The organism is Thalassobacillus devorans, assembly GCF_011761345.1.
GTDB classification, from domain to species: Bacteria; Bacillota; Bacilli; order Bacillales; family Halobacillaceae; genus Thalassobacillus; species Thalassobacillus devorans.
Genome location: NZ_JAASRY010000008.1, coordinates 40275 through 60358, shown reverse-complemented (window position 1 = coordinate 60358; position 20084 = coordinate 40275). Strand labels below are relative to the sequence as shown.

The 20084-nt window shown below is 42.0% G+C and carries 15 protein-coding genes; all 15 read left to right on the top strand.

The window, feature by feature from the left end; all coding sequences use genetic code 11:
• Nucleotides 1-71 precede the first annotated feature (71 nt).
• The 15 genes from FHS45_RS18810 (at nt 72) to FHS45_RS18740 (ending at nt 19989) form a co-directional block, all read left to right on the top strand.
• Nucleotides 72-347, top strand: coding sequence for a hypothetical protein (locus FHS45_RS18810; RefSeq protein ID WP_062443861.1), 276 nt, complete (start codon nt 72-74; stop codon nt 345-347).
• A 168-nt stretch (nt 348-515) separates the two neighbouring features.
• Nucleotides 516-2411, top strand: coding sequence for a PrkA family serine protein kinase (locus FHS45_RS18805; RefSeq protein WP_062443864.1), 1896 nt, complete (start codon nt 516-518; stop codon nt 2409-2411).
• A gap of 124 nt (nt 2412-2535) precedes the next feature.
• The gene (locus FHS45_RS18800; RefSeq protein ID WP_157620173.1) at nt 2536-2697 is read left to right on the top strand and encodes a hypothetical protein; all 162 of its coding nucleotides are present in this window, start codon (nt 2536-2538) and stop codon (nt 2695-2697) included.
• A gap of 241 nt (nt 2698-2938) precedes the next feature.
• Nucleotides 2939-5818 carry a 2-oxoglutarate dehydrogenase E1 component gene (locus FHS45_RS18795; RefSeq protein ID WP_062443867.1) on the top strand — a complete coding sequence of 960 codons (2880 nt, stop codon included), beginning with the start codon at nt 2939-2941 and terminating at the stop codon, nt 5816-5818.
• On the top strand, nt 5805-7106 hold the full coding sequence (odhB, locus tag FHS45_RS18790) for a 2-oxoglutarate dehydrogenase complex dihydrolipoyllysine-residue succinyltransferase (RefSeq protein ID WP_062443870.1): 1302 nt from the start codon (nt 5805-5807) through the stop codon (nt 7104-7106). The genes FHS45_RS18795 and odhB overlap by 14 nt, the downstream gene beginning before the upstream one ends.
• A 110-nt stretch (nt 7107-7216) precedes the next feature.
• Nucleotides 7217-7435, top strand: coding sequence for a hypothetical protein (locus FHS45_RS18785; RefSeq protein ID WP_062447664.1), 219 nt, complete (start codon nt 7217-7219; stop codon nt 7433-7435).
• 242 nt (nt 7436-7677) lie between these two features.
• Nucleotides 7678-8844 carry a sporulation protein YhbH gene (yhbH, locus tag FHS45_RS18780; protein ID WP_062443873.1) on the top strand — a complete coding sequence of 389 codons (1167 nt, stop codon included), beginning with the start codon at nt 7678-7680 and terminating at the stop codon, nt 8842-8844.
• A gap of 688 nt (nt 8845-9532) precedes the next feature.
• Entirely contained in the window at nt 9533-11029 is a 1497-nt protein-coding gene (locus tag FHS45_RS18775; RefSeq protein WP_062443896.1) for a potassium/proton antiporter, read from the top strand.
• Between the two features lie 422 nt (nt 11030-11451).
• Nucleotides 11452-12267, top strand: coding sequence for a pyrroline-5-carboxylate reductase (gene proC, locus FHS45_RS18770; protein WP_062443898.1), 816 nt, complete (start codon nt 11452-11454; stop codon nt 12265-12267).
• Nucleotides 12268-12450: 183 nt separating this feature from the next.
• Nucleotides 12451-13743 carry an NCS2 family permease gene (locus FHS45_RS18765; protein WP_062443901.1) on the top strand — a complete coding sequence of 431 codons (1293 nt, stop codon included), beginning with the start codon at nt 12451-12453 and terminating at the stop codon, nt 13741-13743.
• 119 nt (nt 13744-13862) lie between these two features.
• On the top strand, nt 13863-15419 hold the full coding sequence (locus FHS45_RS18760; RefSeq protein ID WP_082411977.1) for a spore germination protein: 1557 nt from the start codon (nt 13863-13865) through the stop codon (nt 15417-15419).
• A complete protein-coding gene (locus tag FHS45_RS18755; RefSeq protein WP_062443905.1) occupies nt 15376-16524 on the top strand; it encodes a GerAB/ArcD/ProY family transporter in 1149 nt (382 codons plus the stop codon). Before FHS45_RS18760 ends, FHS45_RS18755 begins: the two co-directional genes overlap by 44 nt.
• Complete coding sequence (locus tag FHS45_RS18750; protein ID WP_062443912.1) at nt 16521-17642, top strand: Ger(x)C family spore germination protein; 1122 nt, start codon at nt 16521-16523, stop codon at nt 17640-17642. Before FHS45_RS18755 ends, FHS45_RS18750 begins: the two co-directional genes overlap by 4 nt.
• Nucleotides 17643-17929: 287 nt before the next feature.
• Nucleotides 17930-18538 carry a CAP domain-containing protein gene (locus FHS45_RS18745; protein WP_062443915.1) on the top strand — a complete coding sequence of 203 codons (609 nt, stop codon included), beginning with the start codon at nt 17930-17932 and terminating at the stop codon, nt 18536-18538.
• Nucleotides 18539-18795: 257 nt separating this feature from the next.
• Nucleotides 18796-19989 (top strand): NupC/NupG family nucleoside CNT transporter, encoded by a 1194-nt coding sequence (locus FHS45_RS18740; protein WP_062443918.1) that lies wholly within the window; start codon nt 18796-18798, stop codon nt 19987-19989.
• Nucleotides 19990-20084: the final 95 nt, after the last annotated feature.

The following is a 20084-nucleotide window of genomic DNA, read 5'->3' as shown; positions in this document are numbered from 1 at the left end:
AAAAAAGATAAGACAGCTAAAGCATACGATTTGAAACGGTTTGCAAAGAAGTAGATACAGGTTGTAAAGGATTGTCATCCGATTTATTTGTCGATAAGATAAAGGAAAGTATGGAAGGACAGGAGAGGCAAGCCAACTACACGATAAGGGAGGAGTCCCTGGTGAGCCAGACGCTTTATTCCAGTATATTGTTTTTAGCAAGTGCAGCCATTTGGGCCGTTTTAGCATTTATCTATCCTGATTTCAGAATTCTGAATATTACCCTCTTTGTTGTCTTCCTTATCTTAGGATTAAGGAGACGGAAGCAATACCAATTTGAAAAGCGCTATATGGATGAGGACGACTGACCGCTAATTGGTCAGTCTTTTTCTGTTTTGCTCCCCTATCTGTTACCTGTCAAAGTTTGAATGGACAAGTTTTTTCAGTTCTTCTCATTATCTATTCATTACTTATACGGTAGCTACATAGACTTTACTAATCAGCTTTTGCCCATTATCTACAGGGGAGGTAGTACATTGGATATTTTGAAAAAGATTCAAAGTTACCGGGAAGAAGAGGAGAAGCTGAAATGGGAAGGAACCTTTTCTGATTATTTAGAGTTGTTGAAAGAACGGCCTTATTTAGCTCAATCTGCACATTCGCGTGTTTATAATATGATTAAAGACGCAGGGATTGAAGAGGGAGAAGGGCATCATAAGTACAAGTTCTTTGAACATGAGATTTATGGTCTGGAAGAAGCGATGGAGCGGCTGGTTGAGGAATATTTCCATCCGGCTGCGAAACGACTGGATGTCCGCAAGAGGATCTTGTTGTTGATGGGACCTGTCAGTGGCGGTAAATCTACGCTCGTCAATATCCTGAAACGCGGTTTAGAAAAGTATTCACATACGGACCAAGGGGCAGTATACGCCATCAAAGGGTGCCCGATGCATGAAGATCCTTTACATTTAATTCCTCACCACTTACGTCCTGATTTTGAAGAAGAATATGGCATTAGAATTGAAGGAAACCTGTCGCCGCTAAATATGATGAGGGTGGAAGAAGAGTATGGCGGCAGGATTGAAGACGTAATGGTAGAACGTATTTTCTTTTCTGAGGATAAGCGTACCGGCATTGGAACATTCAGTCCATCGGATCCGAAGTCCCAGGATATCGCTGATCTTACTGGTTCTATCGACTTTTCGACCATTGCCGAATATGGATCTGAGTCAGACCCGCGTGCCTACCGTTTTGATGGAGAATTGAATAAGGCAAACCGTGGGATGATGGAGTTCCAGGAGATGCTGAAATGTGACGAAAAATTCCTGTGGCACTTGCTGTCGCTGACCCAGGAAGGAAACTTCAAGGCAGGAAGATTCGCATTAATTTCAGCAGATGAGTTGATCGTTGCGCATACGAACGAAGCGGAGTATCGTTCCTTCATTGCCAATAAGAAAAATGAAGCACTCCATTCGCGGATGATTGTCATGCCTGTTCCATACAACTTAAAAGTAAGTCAGGAAGAACGGATCTATGAGAAAATGATTCGTCAGAGTGATATCAAGAATGTCCATATCGCACCACATACGCTGAAGATTGCTGCGATGTTTACGATATTGACGAGACTGAAAGATTCTACGCGCGGGCAAGTAGACTTATTGAAGAAAATGAGACTTTATAACGGAGAGAATGTAGAAGGGTTCAGTGACGTAGATGTAGAGGAACTGCGTAAAGAACATCCGGATGAAGGAATGAGTGGGATTGATCCACGTTATGTCATCAACCGGATTTCTTCTACTATCATTAAAAAAGAGATGACGTCGATCAATGCGCTCGATGTATTACGTTCACTTAAGGATGGTTTGGATAGCCACGCTTCCATTTCTAAAGAAGATAAGGAACGTTATTTGAATTTTATTTCTGTCGCTCGTAAAGAATATGATGAGCTCGCGAAGAAAGAAGTCCAGCAAGCTTTTGTCTACTCTTATGAAGAATCAGCAGTAACATTAATGGACAATTATCTTGATAATGTGGAAGCCTATTGTAATAAAGCTAAAATCAGAGATCCACTTACAGGAGACGAAATGAATCCGGATGAAAAACTGATGCGCTCGATTGAAGAACAAATTGGAATTTCTGAAAATGCTAAAAAAGCATTCCGTGAAGAAATCTTAATCCGAATCAGCGCCTATGCCCGTAAAGGGAAGAAATTTGATTATCATTCTCATGAACGCCTGCGCGAAGCGATCCAGAAAAAATTATTTGCAGATTTGAAGGATATCGTCAAGATTACTACCTCGACAAAGACGCCTGATGAACAGCAGTTGAAGAAAATGAACGAAGTCATCGCAACCCTGGTCGATGAATATGGCTACAACTCCAGCTCAGCGAACGAACTGCTTCGTTACGTCGGCAGTCTCTTAAACAGATAATATCAAAAAGCATGGAAAGGATTTCCTTTTCCATGCTTTTTTTATTCCCTTAGGTCTTTCACCTTCTTTTCAGGTTTTTCCAGAAGGGAAGCAGGGTATCTTAAATAAAAAAGGTGGTGGAGTTATGGGTGATAAAAGAATGGAAAAGAATAAGCCAGATAATAGTTCCATGGCAAAAGATATGAAAGAGGTCAAATACCAAGGCAGAGTAATGGAGCGTATGAAGACGAATGAAGAAGTGAAAGACAAAGGTCAGGATCCAGATCCAAAACAGCACGAAAAATAACTGATTTTAAGAAAATATCGCAGCATTTTCTCTTTGACATAAATTTTCCAGCCTTTTCATGTTAAACATTGTCGAAAAGTTGTAAAAGACGTACCCACAGGTGCGTCTTTCTTGTTATAATGGTTTTGTTGTTTTCAGTCGAAAAAATAGGTTATAATTCTTGAAGAACAAACTACTCGAACCTATAATGTAACTTAGGTTTGCAAACGTTTACGTAAATCGCAACGATAGACAAATCTACATGGGGGTAATCAACTTGTCAAACAATGGGTCTCAGGAAAGCTTCTGGGAAAACTTTCACGGCCCCAACATGGGGTACATTGAAGAACAGTATGAACTTTATACGCAAGACCCTGATGCTGTCGATCCTTCACTGAAGGAAATGTTCGATGAGCATGGGGCTCCTGTATGGATGGAAGCGGGAGTCGAGCGCTCAACAAGCAACGGCGCTGCTGCACCATCGGAACAAGACATTGCAAAGGTGACCTCAGCATACAAGCTTGTTGAGGCTATTCGTCGTCATGGACATTTAGAAGCAGATATTTATGCCGTTGGGGGTAAAGAACGGTATTCCGAGCTGCTTGATCCTGCTACGTATAATTTGACGGAAGAGGATTTGGAAGCTATCCCCGCAAATTGGGTATGGCCAGATTCCCCGGTCAAATTGAACAACGCTTTGCAAGTAGTCAAGACGTTGAAAGAGCGTTATGCAGGCACGATATCTTTTGAATATGATCATGTGCATAATGAGGAAGAGAGACAATGGCTGCAAGATAAAGTAGACACTGGATCCTTTGTTGTATCTTTAAGCGATGAAGAAAAGAAACAGCTGCTCAGCAGGCTGGTTGATGTCGAAGGATTTGAGAATTTCCTAGCCAAGACGTTTGTCGGACAGAAACGTTTCTCGATTGAAGGCCTGGATATCATGGTGCCAATGCTTGAGCATATCATCCAGTCTTCTTATGCAGATGAAACAGAACATATTATGATGGGGATGGCTCACCGTGGGCGTTTAAATGTACTGGCCCATATTCTTGGTAAGCCATATGATAAGATCTTTTCCGAATTCCACCATTCTCCTGACAAGGAGCTGGTACCATCCGAAGGTTCCATGGGAATCAACTACGGATGGACAGGGGATGTGAAGTACCACTTTGGTGCACGTCGTGAAATAAAAAATGGCGAACAGCATTCAACGCGTGTGACGCTCGCACATAACCCATCCCATTTGGAGTTTGTCAATCCAGTGGTACAAGGCTTTACACGGGCTGCCCAGGATGATCGCTCCCAGGCTGGAGCTCCGAAGCATTCCCAGGATAAAGCTTTTGGAATTGTAATTCACGGGGACGCAGCCTTTATTGGCGAGGGTGTCGTGGCAGAAACTTTGAACATGAGTGATCTGCCTGGCTACCGTGCTGGTGGTACACTTCATGTCATTGCCAACAATCTGGTCGGGTTTACAACGAACCGTGAACATGGACGTTCTACTCGTTATGCCAGTGATTTGGCGAAAGGTTTTGAAATCCCGGTTGTCCATGTTAATGCGGATGATCCGGTTGCGTGTTTATCAGCAGCAGCACTCGCGTATGAATATCGCATGAAATTCCATAAGGACTTCCTGATCGATCTGGTTGGTTATCGTCGTTATGGTCATAACGAAATGGATGAACCGCGTGCTACACAGCCGCAACTTTATAAGGAAATCGACAACCATCCGACTGCAGCGAATATTTACCAGGAAAGACTGCAGCAGGAAGGAGTCATTAAAGAAGAAGAGTTCAAGGGCATGACAGAAAAAGTCGAAAACAAGCTCCGGGAACTCTACAGGAATATGAAAGAAAATGAAACAGCCGAACCAGAGGCCAAGAAGCTTCCAGAAGCTGTAGAAAGTACGTTGGATGAAATTGAAACCGCCATTGATATCAATCGCCTCAAGGCATTGAATGAAGGAATGCTGAAGCGTCCGGAAGGTTTCAATGGCTTTAAGAAACTAGAAAAAATTCTCCAACGCAGGAAGAAAATGCTCGAAGATGGCGGTAAAGTAGATTGGGCGACAGCTGAAGCACTTGCGTTCGCCTCTATTCTGGAAGATGGCCTGCCGATCCGACTTACCGGTCAGGATAGTGAACGTGGTACATTTGCTCACCGTCATATGGTTCTACATGATGTCGAAACAGGTGAAACCTATAACCCGTTGCATGGACTGGAGCAGGCGAAAGCATCATTTGCCCTCCATAATAGCCCGCTATCGGAAGCAGGTGTGTTAGGGTTTGAATACGGCTACAGTGTGCAGGCTCCGGAATCACTCGTGCTTTGGGAAGCGCAGTTTGGTGACTTTGCCAATGCCGGTCAGGTCATTTTTGACCAGTTTGTAGCAGCCGGCCGTGCCAAATGGGGAGAAAAGACAAGCATGGTCTTCTTGCTGCCTCATGGTTATGAAGGACAAGGTCCTGAGCACTCCAGTGCCCGTCTGGAACGTTTCTTACAACTCGCAGCGGAAAATAACTGGACGGTTGCCAATGTTACGTCTGCTGCTCAGTACTTCCACTTATTACGCAGACAAGCGGCAATCAGTGGTAAGGAAGAAGCACGTCCATTGGTGTTAATGACACCGAAGAGTCTGTTGCGTAACCAGCGAGTAGCTGATTCTGGAGAACATTTCGCTGAAGGCAAGTTTGAAACACTTAAACACCAGCCTGGTTTAAGCGAAAAGAAGGATAAGGTCAAGACATTACTGATTGGCAGCGGTAAAATTATGGTTGAAATTGAAGACGCTGCAGAAAAAGCAGAAAAGCAAAACTTTGAGTCGATTGCCGGAGTAAGGGTAGAACAGATTTATCCTTTCCCTGACGAGCGCCTGAAAGAAATTATGAATGAATACCCGAACCTGGAAGAACTGGTGTGGGTACAAGAAGAACCACAAAACATGGGAAGCTGGTACTTCGTCGAGGGTATCCTCCACAGGTTATTGAAAGAAGGCCAAATTCACCGCTATGTCGGACGTCCGCATCGTGCATCTCCGTCAGTTGGTGAACCGAATATCCACAAGACAGAACAAAAACGCATTATAAACGAAGCACTAATGATGTCTAAAGGAGGAAATTCAAGTGAAAGAGATTAAGGTCCCTGAATTAGCTGAGTCCATTACAGAAGGAACGATTGCCGAGTGGCTTGTCAAAAAAGGTGATAAGGTATCGAAAGGCGATCCGATTCTGGAGCTTGAAACAGATAAAGTCAACGTTGAAGTAAACGCTGATGCCAGCGGAGTATTGACCGAAATCGTAAAAGATGCCGGAGATGACGTTGAAGTTGGCGATGTCATTGCTAAAGTAGATGAAAATGGTGAAGCTGGCGGATCTTCTGATGACTCCTCCGATAAAGAAGAACAAAAAGAAGAGCCTAAAGAAGAGAAGAAAGAAGAACCAAAAGAAGCGAAGGAAGAAAAGAAAGAAGAAAGTAAACAGGCAGAAGAAACAGCCGATGGTGAAAATGGAAAAGGTGAAGTTATAGCAACCCCGGCTGCCAGAAAACGTGCCCGTGAATTGGGAATCGACTTGAGTGAAATCAGTGCCCGCGATCCGTTAGGCCGCATTCGTCCTGAAGATGTAGACGCTGCAAAAAGCAGTTCTAAAGAAAAAGAGACGAAGCAAGAGGCACCTAAGAAAGAGAAAAAAGCGGAGCAGAACAATGAAAAAACTGAGTTTGATAAGCCGGTAGAGCGCGTAAAAATGTCCCGTCGTCGTCAAACGATTGCGAAGCGTCTTGTTGAAGCACAGCAAAACTCTGCGATGCTGACTACTTTCAACGAAGTAGACATGTCAGCTGTCATGCAGCTGCGTAAAGAACGTAAAGAAGACTTCCAGAAGAAACATGATATCAAGCTTGGATTCATGTCCTTCTTCACAAAAGCAGTCATCGGCGCATTGAAAGAGTTCCCATTACTGAATGCGGAAATTCAAGGCAACGAAATCGTTAAGAAGAACTTCTATGACATCGGTATGGCAGTCTCTACAGATGAAGGTCTGGTTGTACCAGTCATTCGTGATGCAGACCGATTAGGTTTCGCTGGAATTGAAAAAGACATTTCCCGTTTGGCTAAGAAAGCGATCAATAAAGAATTGCAGTTGGATGAATTGCAAGGAGGTTCTTTTACGATTACAAACGGAGGAACTTTCGGTTCCATGCTTTCCACACCGATTTTGAATGCACCGCAGGTTGGTATCCTTGGCCTGCATAACATTCAGAAGCGTGCCATGGTTATGCCGGATGACAGCATCGAAGTACGTCCGATGATGTACATCGCTCTTTCCTACGATCACCGTATCGTTGATGGAAAAGAAGCGGTACAATTCTTGGTACGTGTGAAAGAATTGATTGAAGATCCGTACGATCTATTGCTGGAAGGTTAAACATTTTGTGAATCCTCGCCATAGTCTATGGCGAGGATTCGTTTTATCTGGTACATTGTTAGTATCAACAGGAAAGGTGGGATCATATGAAGACACCACGTTCTTTCAACATGATTTTATACCCGAAGAAAACGATCTCCATCAACGGAGCGATTTATGATGTTGATCTCACCCATGATGAATTTTTGAATGAGTTCATGGACTGGGTCGAATCGAAGGGCTGGTCTTTTATGGGGCTGACGGAAGTGACATCAGCAGAAAAAGCTAGCGAAGAGCTCCTCTCCCAAATGAAAGCTGAGAAAAATGAAGAAAATGATGAGGATCAATAAAATGTCAGTGTGCATCTCATGGGTCTACCCATGAGATGTTTTTTATTTGATGTCTCTCTTTTTTTATGAGATTTTCCATAAAATTAATAGAATAGAAAACAAGCTGGTGGAATCATTATCAAATCAAGGTTTTTAAAGCCTATATTTGAAATATGAGTGGTATTTTTTGAAATTAATAGTCTGAATATTTAATCAAAATCGACAAACCTGCATAGTATAGAATAATACTATAGCAGGAGGGGATGAAGTTGGCTGAAGAGAAGAATTTTGTTATTGCAGAAGAAAATTGGTCCCTCCACCGAAAAGGACATGACGACCAGAAGCGCCATCAAGAAAAAGTTCAGGAGGCCATGAAGAATCAACTCCCAGATTTGATCACGGAAGAAAACATCATCATGTCAAAAGGCAAACATGTTGTTAAAATACCTATTCGATCACTGGATGAATATAAAATCCGCTACAACCATGACAAAAATAAACATGTTGGTCAAGGGGATGGAGATAGCCAAGTAGGTGACGTTGTTGCAAGAGACGGATCGGGTGACAAGAAAGCAGGTAAAGGTGAAGGCGCAGGCGATCAGGCAGGCGAAGATTATTACGAGGCAGAAATCAGTCTCGCTGAACTGGAAGAGGCATTATTCAAAGAACTTGAGCTGCCGAACCTGGAGGAAAAAGAGAAAGACAATATTGTCACGACGGATATCGAATTCAGTGATGTCAGGAAAACAGGTCTGACGGGAAACATTGATAAACGCCGTACGATGCTCGAGGCTTTCAAACGAAACGCCATGAAAGGGACCTCCTCATTTGCACCGATTTATCCAGAAGATGTCCGTTATAAAACATGGAACGACGTTGTGAAGCCTGAATCAAAGGCGGTAGTAATAGCGATGATGGATACTTCAGGTTCGATGGGATTATGGGAAAAGTATATGGCAAGAAGCTTCTTCTTCTGGATGAATCGTTTCTTGAAATCTAAATATGAAACCGTGGATATTGAATTCATCGCACATCATACGGAGGCAAAGGTAGTCAGTGAAGATGACTTCTTTTCCAAAGGAGAAAGCGGGGGTACGATTTGTTCCTCAGCCTACCGTAAAGCTCTTGAGCTGATCGATCAAAAATATTCTCCAGAACGTTATAATATCTATCCTTTTCATTTTTCAGATGGAGATAATTTAACATCCGACAACAAACGATGTCTGCAGCTTATCGATGAGCTCCTGAAGGTATCCAGTCTGTTTGGATATGGGGAAGTGAATCAGTACAACCGGCACTCCAGTCTGATGCAAGTGTATAAGAAAATCGAACATCCAAAGTTCAGTTATTATGTTTTGCGAAAGAAAGCAGATGTGCTTTACGCCATGCAGAAGTTCCTGAGCGAAAAAGAAGAAGAGATGACTGTATAACCAGCTCTATCAAAGAGCTGGTTCTTTTTTAATGTCTCTTTAATCCTTTAAGTGAAGGCTCAGTTTCAAGATATATTGTTTCCGTTACGTTAGTAACGGTTTGGAGGTCCGGGAAATCACTCGCTTTCCATGGGCGTACGGTGAGCTTCCTCGGGCTGAAGCCCTGCGGGATCTCACCATGTACTATCCTCCCATCGGAGTCTCGCAATTTCCCGGACCTCCTTGCGTTTATGAGAAGAACGGAAACATTGATATATCGTTCTTCAAACAAAGAGTGAGCTACGCATGAAATGTGAGATTAAAACCACGTCTTTGTTCAATTATCCATTAAAAGTAGATGACATCTACAATATAGCGTGGGTTCTTTTCTTCCTTTTCGAATGGGTTGGTTGGGAAACTGGGAGACTCCCGCGGGAGAAGGATCTAGGCGAGATCCCACAGGGCGATAGCCCGAGGAAGCTCGCCAGGTCCCCCGCAGGAAAGCGAGTGGTTTTCCAGCCAACCCTGCCGCTATTAAGGTAAAGAACCCTTGTTATCTCGAAATCAAGTCTTCGACTTTTCCAGCCCTTTAATTGAATAAGCTTTAATGAAAATGTTTTAGGAGATATAGCAAGTGGAATAATTTTGCTTACAAGGAAAAAAGTTTATAATCATAGTAGACAAGCAATCAGTTAGGGTGTTCATCGCAATGATTCAAGAAGTACTGCAATCTAATCAAAATATATTCCTTATTGCACTATTGCTCGTTAGCAGTGTTCTGGTAACGAAGTTCTCCTCAAGGCTAGGTGTTCCTTCCCTTGTTTTATTTATCATGGTCGGAATGAGTGTAGGTTCGGATGGATTAAATATCATTTATTTCAATAATGCTGAACTGGCACAGCTCATCGGTGTCATGTCTTTAGTGATCATTTTGTTTGAGGGTGGGATGCAGACGAAGTGGGGCGCTATGAAAAAGGTTCTTGCTCCCTCTATTACATTAGCCACCCTTGGTGTTTTATTAACCTCAAGCATGGTTGCATTGCTTGCAAAATTCATTCTTGACGTATCCTGGCTGGAAGCGTTTCTTGTAGGTTCTATTGTTGGTTCTACGGACGCAGCTGCCGTTTTTGCTGTATTGAAAGGAAAAAATATCCGCAATAAACTCGGAGCAACACTGGAAGCGGAATCCGGTACTAATGACCCGATGGCAGTATTCCTGACTATTACGTTTATCCAGTTATTAACCGAGGACTCTTCAAGTATCTTAGGTACAATTATGTTGTTCTTCTGGCAAATGGGGGCAGGGGCAATCGTTGGCCTTCTCCTAGGCTATATTTCAAGTTTTTCCTTAAATCGAATCAACTTGGATTCAAGTGGTCTTTATCCGCTCTTTGCTATTGCCTTCGCACTATTATCCTATAGCATCAGTTCCCTCGTGCAGGCCAGTGGTCTATTGGCTGTCTATATAACGGCAGTAGTGATCGGAAATTCTGAACTTGCCTACAGGTATTCTATTTTAAGATTTAACGAAGGATTCGGTTGGATGGCCCAGATTTTGATGTTCGTCATTTTGGGTTTATTTGTATTTCCATCTGAGGTGTTTACTGCAGATATTATGTGGAAAGGGATATTGATTTCATTAATTCTCATGTTTCTTGCTAGACCCATCGCTGTTTATCTTAGTCTCGTATTTTTCCGTTACACTAATAAAGAAAAAGTTTTGTTATCCTGGTCAGGCCTTCGTGGCGCTGTTCCGATTGTGCTTTCCATCTTTCCGATGCTCGCTGGTGTGGAAAATAGTCAGTTGATCTTCAACATCGTATTCTTTATCGTACTTACTTCGGCGCTCATCCAAGGGTCGACAATTACTTGGCTGGCGGAAAAACTTTCCCTTGTTTCTGATAAACTCAGCAATCCGGTTCATTCTCTTGAACTGATTTCGATCGGAAAAGCAAATGTGGAAATCATTGAGTTTGATGTATCTGAAAATAATAGAATTGTGGGAGAAAAACTGGAAAATATGGACCTTCCAGATAAAGCCTTGATCAATGCTATTATCAGAGACGGTGATATCATCACCCCCTATGGCCAAACAGCGATACAGGCTGGGGATACTTTATATGTCACAGTATCCAGACGTGTGAAAAAGCAAGTGCAGGAGCTGCTGAAAGAAGTCAATGGTAGTGCCGAAGAGGTTATAGAATAAAATCATTCAACCGACACGAGAAAAGCCGAGCTGGCGTCAGCTCGGCTTTTCTCGTAGCAGCTATGATATTTTTGGTGAATCGCTATGATATGAATATTACATGGTTAATTATAAGAAACTGACCTTCATTTGTAAACCCTTTCGCAGAAATTTATGCCATTTTTCATATTTCCTACGAAAGAATAAAGGAATAGGGAGGGATTTAAGGGATATTTGGGGAATATAAAAGGAAACCTCACAAAGGCGAATAATGTCGAATGCCGGGGAGAGCGAATTGTATTTTTACAATAATTATTCTACAATGGTAACTGTTTTTCCCTAAAACTATAAATATGTTCATGGAATACTAATAAACATTTAAAAAAGTACATCAGCTGCAAAGGTGCTTGTGCGTTAGATTTTAAAGGAGAGTGGGTAAGAAGATGGATAAGCAAATCGGTTTTGTCGGCTGCGGCAATATGGCGCAGGCGATGATCCAGGGCATGTTGAGAGCTGGCATTGTCACTAAAGACCAAGTGTCAGCAACAGCGATTACCGATGAAACGATCGAAGGAGCGGCCTGCCGGTTCGATATTGATACATCTAGTAACAATAAACGATTGGCAAGTGAAAGTGATATCTTATTCCTTGCTGTCAAACCGTATATTTATAAAGAGATAATTCAAGAAATCAAGGATTATGTGCGTGATGATGCCATTATCATAACCATAGCAGCAGGGATAACCATAGGCGATATTGAAAATTCTTTCGACCATCGGGTCAAAGTAATTAGAACCATGCCTAATACGCCTTCCCTCGTAGGGGAAGGAATGAGTGTACTTTGCCCGAATGAATTTGTAAGCGGAGAGGAACTTCAGGAAGTTAAAACTATTTACGAAAGCTTTGGAAAAGCGGAAGTGATGGCCGAGAAGCTGATGGATGCTATTCCAGCTGTCAGCGGTTCTGCACCGGCTTATGTCTACATGTTCATTGAATCGATGGCCGATGGAGCGGTCCAGCAGGGAATCCCGAGAGGACAAGCTTATAAGCTTGCGGCTCAAGCTGTCTTAGGTGCAGCTAAAATGGTATTAGAAACCGGCCAACATCCTGCGAAACTGAAAGATGACGTGTGTACGCCAGGTGGATCGACGATTGAAGCTGTAACGGCTCTGGAGGAAGCAGGCTTCAGGAGTGCGGTACAGTCCGCAATGGATGCCTGCACAAAACGAGCCAAATTCCTTTCCGAGAGTAAAAAATAAGGGAAGCCGGACTTTCGGCTTCTTTTTTGTGGTTTCATAAAGTTCAAGAGTCACCACAAATTATCTTGGAAATTAGTCAGTTTTATCTTTCAGAAGCGATTATGGAAAAAGGTTGCATAAGTCTTTAGAAACGAATAATATAGTAAATGTTGTCTATATAATTCGGAAAGACGGGTGTTTTACATGGAGAAAGTTTTTCGTCTCAAAGAAAATAATACAAATCCACGAACAGAAGTAATGGCAGGAGTGACCACTTTTCTTACTATGGTCTATATTGTTGTTGTCAACCCTGCTATCTTATCTTCAGCAGGTGTTCCATTTGAACAAGTGTTCATGGCTACGGTTATTTCTGCGCTCGTTGGGACATTGATCATGGCGTTTGCAGCCAATTACCCGATTGCTATTGCTCCAGGGATGGGGCTGAATGCGTACTTTGCCAGTGTGGTAGCCTCTCAAGGGGTATCCTATCAAGTTGTATTTGGAACTGTTTTTATAGCTGGTCTATTATTTATATTATTAAGTTTGACAAAGCTACGAGAAACGTTGATTATGGCGATACCTGATTCATTGAAATATGGGATCACTTCCGGGATTGGATTGTTTATTGCATTTCTTGGGTTGAAGATGTCAGGAATTGTCGTTCCGAGTGAAGCGACAATGGTGACTTTTGGCGACTTGCACCAGCCTGTCACTTTGCTGACCCTGGCTGGTTTATTCATCACGCTCGGACTGATGGCCCGAAAAGTAAAAGGTGCGCTGTTTCTGGGAATGGTAATTACGGGGATCCTTGGTTATATTAGCGGACAACTGCAGTTTGAAGGATTCATTTCAGCTCCTCCTGCTCCGGTATTTTTTGATATCGATGTAGCTGGAGTATTTTCCCAGGGGTTATATACGGTTGTTTTCGCATTTTTATTAGTGACAATTTTTGATACAACCGGCACGATGATCGGAGTCGCAGAGCAGGCTGGTTTCATAAAAGCAGATGGAAGCCTGCCGAGGGCAAAGTCAGCTTTAATGGCTGATGCGGTTGCCACGACCACAGGAGCGATGTTTGGCACAAGTCCTTCTACGGCGTATATTGAATCTACATCAGGTGTAGCTGCCGGAGGGCGGACTGGACTTACATCTGTTGTTGTGGCTTCGTTGTTTTTCTTGTCGATTTTTTTATCACCGATTGTAGCGGCAATTTCTGATTTGCCTGCTATTACAGCTCCGGTATTGATCATTGTCGGCTGCTTTATGATGGAGGGGCTTGCCCGGATCGATTGGAAGACCTTTGACGAAGCCTTCCCTGCTTTTGCAATACTTTTGACGATGCCGCTTACCTCAAGTATTGCAACTGGAATTTCGATCGGCTTTATCACTTATCCTTTATTAAAGCTTGTTAGTGGAAAAGGGAAAGAGGTACACTGGATATTATATTTTTTCGGTTTCATTTTTGTTTTACAGATGATTTTCTTTCCCGCCCATTGATAAAGTAATGTCACTCGCATAGTCGGGTGGCATTTTTTTATGGTCTTTTTTCCATATATGACTAAATAATGGAGGAACGTTCATACTAAGAAACACTACATATAAAGGCGGTGAGTGAGATGAGATATCGTAGGCGCAAGTCAGAACAGGAAAAATTAATGGAAGAACAACCGGGCAGTGAAGCAGACGTTAAGGAACCAGCACAGCCTAGTTATTCTCAGTTGTCTCGAAATATTGAATATCTCACCAAAGCCTTGAAGCATTCCAACGATTTGAAGGTAAGAGTTTTAAATGATGGCAACGCAGCTCTTCTTTACTTTGAGACACTGGCGGATCAGGAAAAAGTGCAAGAGAAAATTTTCACACAGATGGAGTTTGGAAAATGGGATTCTATTGCTGAATTACCAAATGGAAAGCATACAGAGGATTTGGAGGAAGCCCTGAAGGTATTGTTACGGGGGCATGCTCTTTATATAGAAGATGGGAATAAAAAATTATCTTATTTTAGTGTCACTACAGAGATTAATCGGAGTGTTGAAGAGCCTGAGAACGAAAAAGTTGTCCGTGGGTCCCATGAGGGCTTTGTTGAAAACCTGATGATAAATATCAACTTGCTGCGGAAAAGGTTAGAACATCGGGACCTCACGATTAAATTTTTCCGCGTAGGTAAGAAAACAAACACCAATATTGCTATAGCTTATATGGATGGGATTACAAACCCTGAATTAGTGGAGGAAGTTGAGAAAAGGATTAAAAGTGTCACTGCGGACACTATTCTCAGTCCTGGTTTTATGGAAGAGTTTATCGAAGACAATCCAGGATCGCCGTTTCCCCAGGTATTAAGTACAGAACGTCCCGACCGGGTGATAGCTAATGTAATGTCAGGTAAGATAGCTTTAATTGCAGAAGGCAGTCCTACTGTACTGATTTTACCATCAACTTTTTTCATGTTTTATCAATCCCCGGATGATTACAATTCCCGTTGGTTTTCCGGTACATTCATCCGAATTATCCGTTTAATGAGTTTTCTGATTGCTATCGGGTTACCTGCTATGTATATCGCGATTATTGGTTTTCATTTTGAAGTGATTCCGGATGATCTGGTCCCACCCGTTAAGAGTGCTATTGATCAGATTGCTTATCCACCGTTTGTAGAAGCATTCATCATGGTGGTTATCATCGAATTGATTCGTGAAGCAGGGATGAGGCTTCCGCAACCTGTAGGACAGACAATTGGTATTGTAGGTGGTTTGGTTATTGGAGATGCAGTCATCAGGGCGGGCCTTATTTCTAATTTAATGGTGATTGTTGTGGCATTGACAGCGATAGCCTCTTTTGTTGTACCCTCTCACGAATTAAGTACGACACTACGCATGTTGACATTCCCGTTGATTATTCTGGCAAGTACTTTAGGGTTTATCGGAATTGTGTTTGGAATAATGTTCATTCTCATTCATTTGGTCAAGTTAGAGTCATTTGGGAATCCGTATTTCGCTCCGGTGTCACCGCTACGGCTTCAAGATTTAAAAGATACGTTTGTTCGGATTCCATTATTTAAATTAGATAACAGACCGAAAGATGCTAATCCAATTAAAGAGCAGTCGATGGGAGAATCAAGGGAGTGGAAGAGAAATGGCAAATCAAAAAAATCAAAGCAAACAAAAAAGTCAAAATGATGCAGCCTTTCTTAACACGAAAATCACCCGCCTCCAATTTTTCTTTTTGATTGTACAGACTCAAATTGGTGTCGGGGTCATATCTCTCCCTTACAACCTCCAGCAAGTCGCGAAACAGGACGGGTGGATATCCCTTATAGGGGCAAGTCTGATTGTCCAACTGCTCCTGTTACTTTATTGGCTGCTTCTAAAAAACACACCCAAACAGCATTTATTTATGAGTTTAGAAAAGATTTTTGGGAAATGGCCAGGGAAGGCTGTTACTTTGTTATATTGCTTCTATTTCATTGCAGTTGGGGCTTTAATACTCATGCTTTATACAAGGGTCATCAATTTATGGATGCTGATCAATACGCCAAAATGGATCCTTACGACCTTTATGGTGACTGCCGGATTGTATCTGATTTCCGGAAACATAAAAGTGTTGGCAAGGGCCTACACACTTTTTTCCGGGCTGATGATTATCCTGATTGTTTCATTGATTTACGGCGTCAGAAATGCCAATTTTATTTTCATCTTACCAATAGGTGCAGCGGGGTTGGAAAATATTTTAAAAGGAGTTAACGAAGGAGTGCTTTCCCTGTTAGGGTTTGTGTTCATCTTAATCATCTACCCGCTTGTAGAAGGTACCGATAAAGAGAAACTAAAAATCATATTCTATACCCAGTGGTTTATTCTGGGATTTTACTTGTTAGTTGTTTTTTCAACATTTACTTTCTTTGGGGCCAAAGAAATCTTGCTCGTCCCGGAGCCAGTATTATATATGTTGAAGGCATATGAATTCAGCGTTGTTGAACGATTGGACCTATTTTTCATCTCCGTTTGGATCGTGTCAGTGACCACATCTTTCACCACTTATCTATATATGGCCGGGAAAGGACTGAAGCACATGTTTAATAGTAACAAGGAGATGCATTTCATGATTATGATGGCTGCCATTTCTTTGACTTTAGCATTGACTTTCGGGAGGGGTGAACAGCTGATCGGCCAATATGGAGATATCGTCATGAAATTCGGCTATCTGTTCTCTGGGTTACTCCCTGTCCTGTTATTATTAATATTCTTGGCTCGTAAAAAGAAGCTTACAGGAAGTGATTCCAAATGAAAAAGAAAGGTTTGTTACTGCTGTTCTGTTGTTTGGTGCTACTAACAGGATGCTGGGATCAGCGTCTGTTCAAAGATGCTAAGTTGATCATGGGGGCAACTTTTGATCTTACGGATGATGGACAAGTGAAAGATACCGTATCAGTACTGATTCCAGACGCCGGGACAGAAAGGGCATCGGAAGGAAGCGCCCATATCGAAACCGGCATTGGGAATAACTTATTTGATGCCAGGAGTAAGATTGATCAACAATTAGCTTATAAGTTTGATCCTTCTAAATTGGAAGTATTGCTCATTGGGGAAGAAATTGCAAAGCAGGATATTTATTCTATATTAGATGGGTATTATCGGGCACCACGAAATAATTTAAGCGCAGAGATAGCAGTAGTAGAAGGAGAAGCTGCTGAAGTTTTTACCATTACTACAGATCAGGAGCCCCGGATATCTGAACATATTGTCGGGTTGCTTGATGCTGTTGCTGATACCACTCATTCTCACGGGGACAATGTACAACTGATCTGTGCTGAGCTTTTCGAACCGGGAATCGATATTGCTCTACCGTTACTCTCGGTAGATAAAGATGCAAACAAAATAAATTATAAAGGATTAGCGCTATTCCATGATAAACAATATCATGGAACTTCCCTTAATGCTGAACAAGCCACGTTATTGTTATTGATGGATAATAAAAAGGGAAAGGTCGCCAGGATCACTCGGAAAGTAAGTGAAAAAGGTGAGCCCAGGATGGCTAGATATTTAAGCGCGGAGGTAACCAAACATAATCGTGATTTGAAGATCATACCTTCCGGAGGAACGGTTTCTGTAGATATCAACTTGGATTTATATGTGAATGTGGTAGAGTACCCGCTTGATAAGTTGACAGATCCGAAAAAAATAACAGAATTAGAAAAGAAACTATCGGAAACTTTGACAAAAGAAGCGGAAGAGGTCATTTCACTTTTGCAGGAGGCACACAGTGATGTCCTTGGGATTGGCAGGCGTACAGAAGCTTTTCATTATGATACGTGGAAACAGATGGATTGGGAAGAAGAATTTAAGACAATAACGATTACTCCAAAAGTCAATGTGGTTATTCAGGAACATGGCACTATAGGATAAAGTTTGTCAAAATTTGAAACTTTCCCTGGGATAGAAACGTCTACAGAAATATAGCAATTTTTACCCAGGGGGAAGAGTTATGAAAGGCACAAAAGTCGTCATCTAGTTTGGTTTTGTTTCATTTATTTTCCTGTCAGCCTGTCAAGCTGCCAAAGCGAATACAAATGATTATAAACCGCCAGACCTTAACCAATAGGTCTGGCGGCTTCATTTTTTCTGTATACATTAAAATTGAAAAAGTAGAAAAACTAAGGCAGATACGATATCTTCGTGAAGGAGAGAAAAACGTGGGAAAAGCGATTGTTTGCTTGTTGGGGTTTATTTTCTTGCAGTTTTACGGGACTGGGAATCATGTTGATGCCAATACAATGAACTACCACGTCCAACCAGGGGATACTATGTGGAAGATTTCCCTTCGTTATAATCTTTCCTTTCGTGACTTCGTAGAGACCAACAGACATATCGAGAAACCGGAGATAATCTATCCGGGCGACCAGCTGCTGATTCCCTCAAAAGGCCTTACAGACACTGTGGTTAGGTTAACGAATAAAGCAAGGATTCAAAAAGGAATCGAGCCGCTCCATATGGATGAAGCGTTACAGCGTGTCGCGGCTGTCAAAGCGGAAGATATGGCTGATGATGGCTATTTTAGTCATCAATCCCCAACGTATGGTTCTCCTTTTGAGATGCTTCGTGATTTCAAAATTGAGTTCGATCGGGCATCTGAAAATATCGCGTCTGTACCCTTTTCACCAGAAGAAGTCGTTTCCCAATGGCTGAAACATCCAGGCCATCAGCAAAACTTATTAAACCCGAGAATGACACATATCGGTGTAGGGTATGCAGAAGGAATGAATGGAAGAGGATACTGGGTACAAATTTTCATTCAAAAATGACAGAAACAGCCATAATAAGGGTGACGTTCCCTAATAATTTTGGTAAGGTGAATAAAGTCCTGAGGGAAATAGTAAAAAAGGTTGACCGTTCACAATACTTTCAAAAATTGTAAACACTGCTACGCCAACGTTTGCAGTTATATTACGAAAAATTACGCTTGCATGACGTCTGACAACCTGATAAAATCCAATATGATACTGAACTTATGAAAGCATTTTCATTCCGAGGCGGACAACTTTTGAGGGAGGAACAAAAAATGGGAATTTTATTAGGTCTTTTGGCCATTGTCATTGTATTGGGTATTGCATTCTTGATGTCCAATGACAAAAAGAACATCAACCTTCGTGGAATTGGAATCATGCTTGCTTTGCAGCTGTTCACCACGTGGTTCATGTTTAACACAGATATCGGACAAGCAATCATCGGTGCTATTTCAGCCGGTTTCAATAAATTGATTGAGTTCGGTACAGAAGGTGTCAACTTTGTACTTGGGGGAATCGCTGTTGAAGAAGGCGGCGGAGGCGTGTTCTTTTTCAACGTCTTGTTGTTGATCATTTTCTTTGCGACTATTCTTTCTGTATTGACTTATTTGAAAATCTTGCCTTTCATCATCAAATATCTAGGACAGGCACTGTCTTATATTACAGGACTTCCAAAAATCGAGTCTTTTAACGCGGTCAACAGTATCTTCTTCGGTCAGTCCGAAGCTTTGATTGCGATTAAATCTCAATTCCATCAATTGAGTGACAACCGTCTTTATATCGTCAGTGCATCTGCCATGGGGTCTGTATCTGCTTCCATCGTAGGGGCATATCTGGGAATGCTGCCGGCACAATATGTCCTTGTAGCGTTGCCTTTGAATATGTTTAGTGCTTTGATTGTAGCTTCTATTATTGCACCTGTCAAAGTAGATAAGAAAGAAGACATAGTAGAAATCCAGGATGTATCCAATGCGAAGAGCTTTTTCGAAGCGATGGGTAACGGTGCCCTGGATGGTGGACGTATTGCTTTGATTGTTGCAACCATGTTGATTGCTTTCATTGCATCACTGGAATTAGTGAACTGGGCATTTGCCGGAATCTTTAATGGATTCACCTTACAGGAAGCGTTAGGTTATATTATTGCTCCACTCGGTTTATTGATGGGTATCCCATGGGCTGAGGCTATCGATGCTGGTGCAATTATGGGTACAAAAATTGTAACCAATGAATTCGTAGCAATGCTTGAATTCCAGACCATGCTGGACCAGGTTTCTGAGAAAACAGTTGGTGTCGTCACTGTTTTCCTTACCAGTTTCGCCAACTTCTCTTCTATCGGTATCATCGCTGGTACGGTGCAAGGGATCGACTCCGAAAAAGGCGGAAGAGTTTCCGGCTTTGGTATGAAACTATTGATTGGTGCTACACTAGGATCTGTTCTATCTGCGACTATCGCTGGTCTATTCCTATAAGAAACTGATAAAAAGTGCTATCCTTGATGACAAGGATAGTGCTTTTTTTGTTTTTTCATCAGGAATTTATTCAATTAAAGAACCGAAAAGTCGAA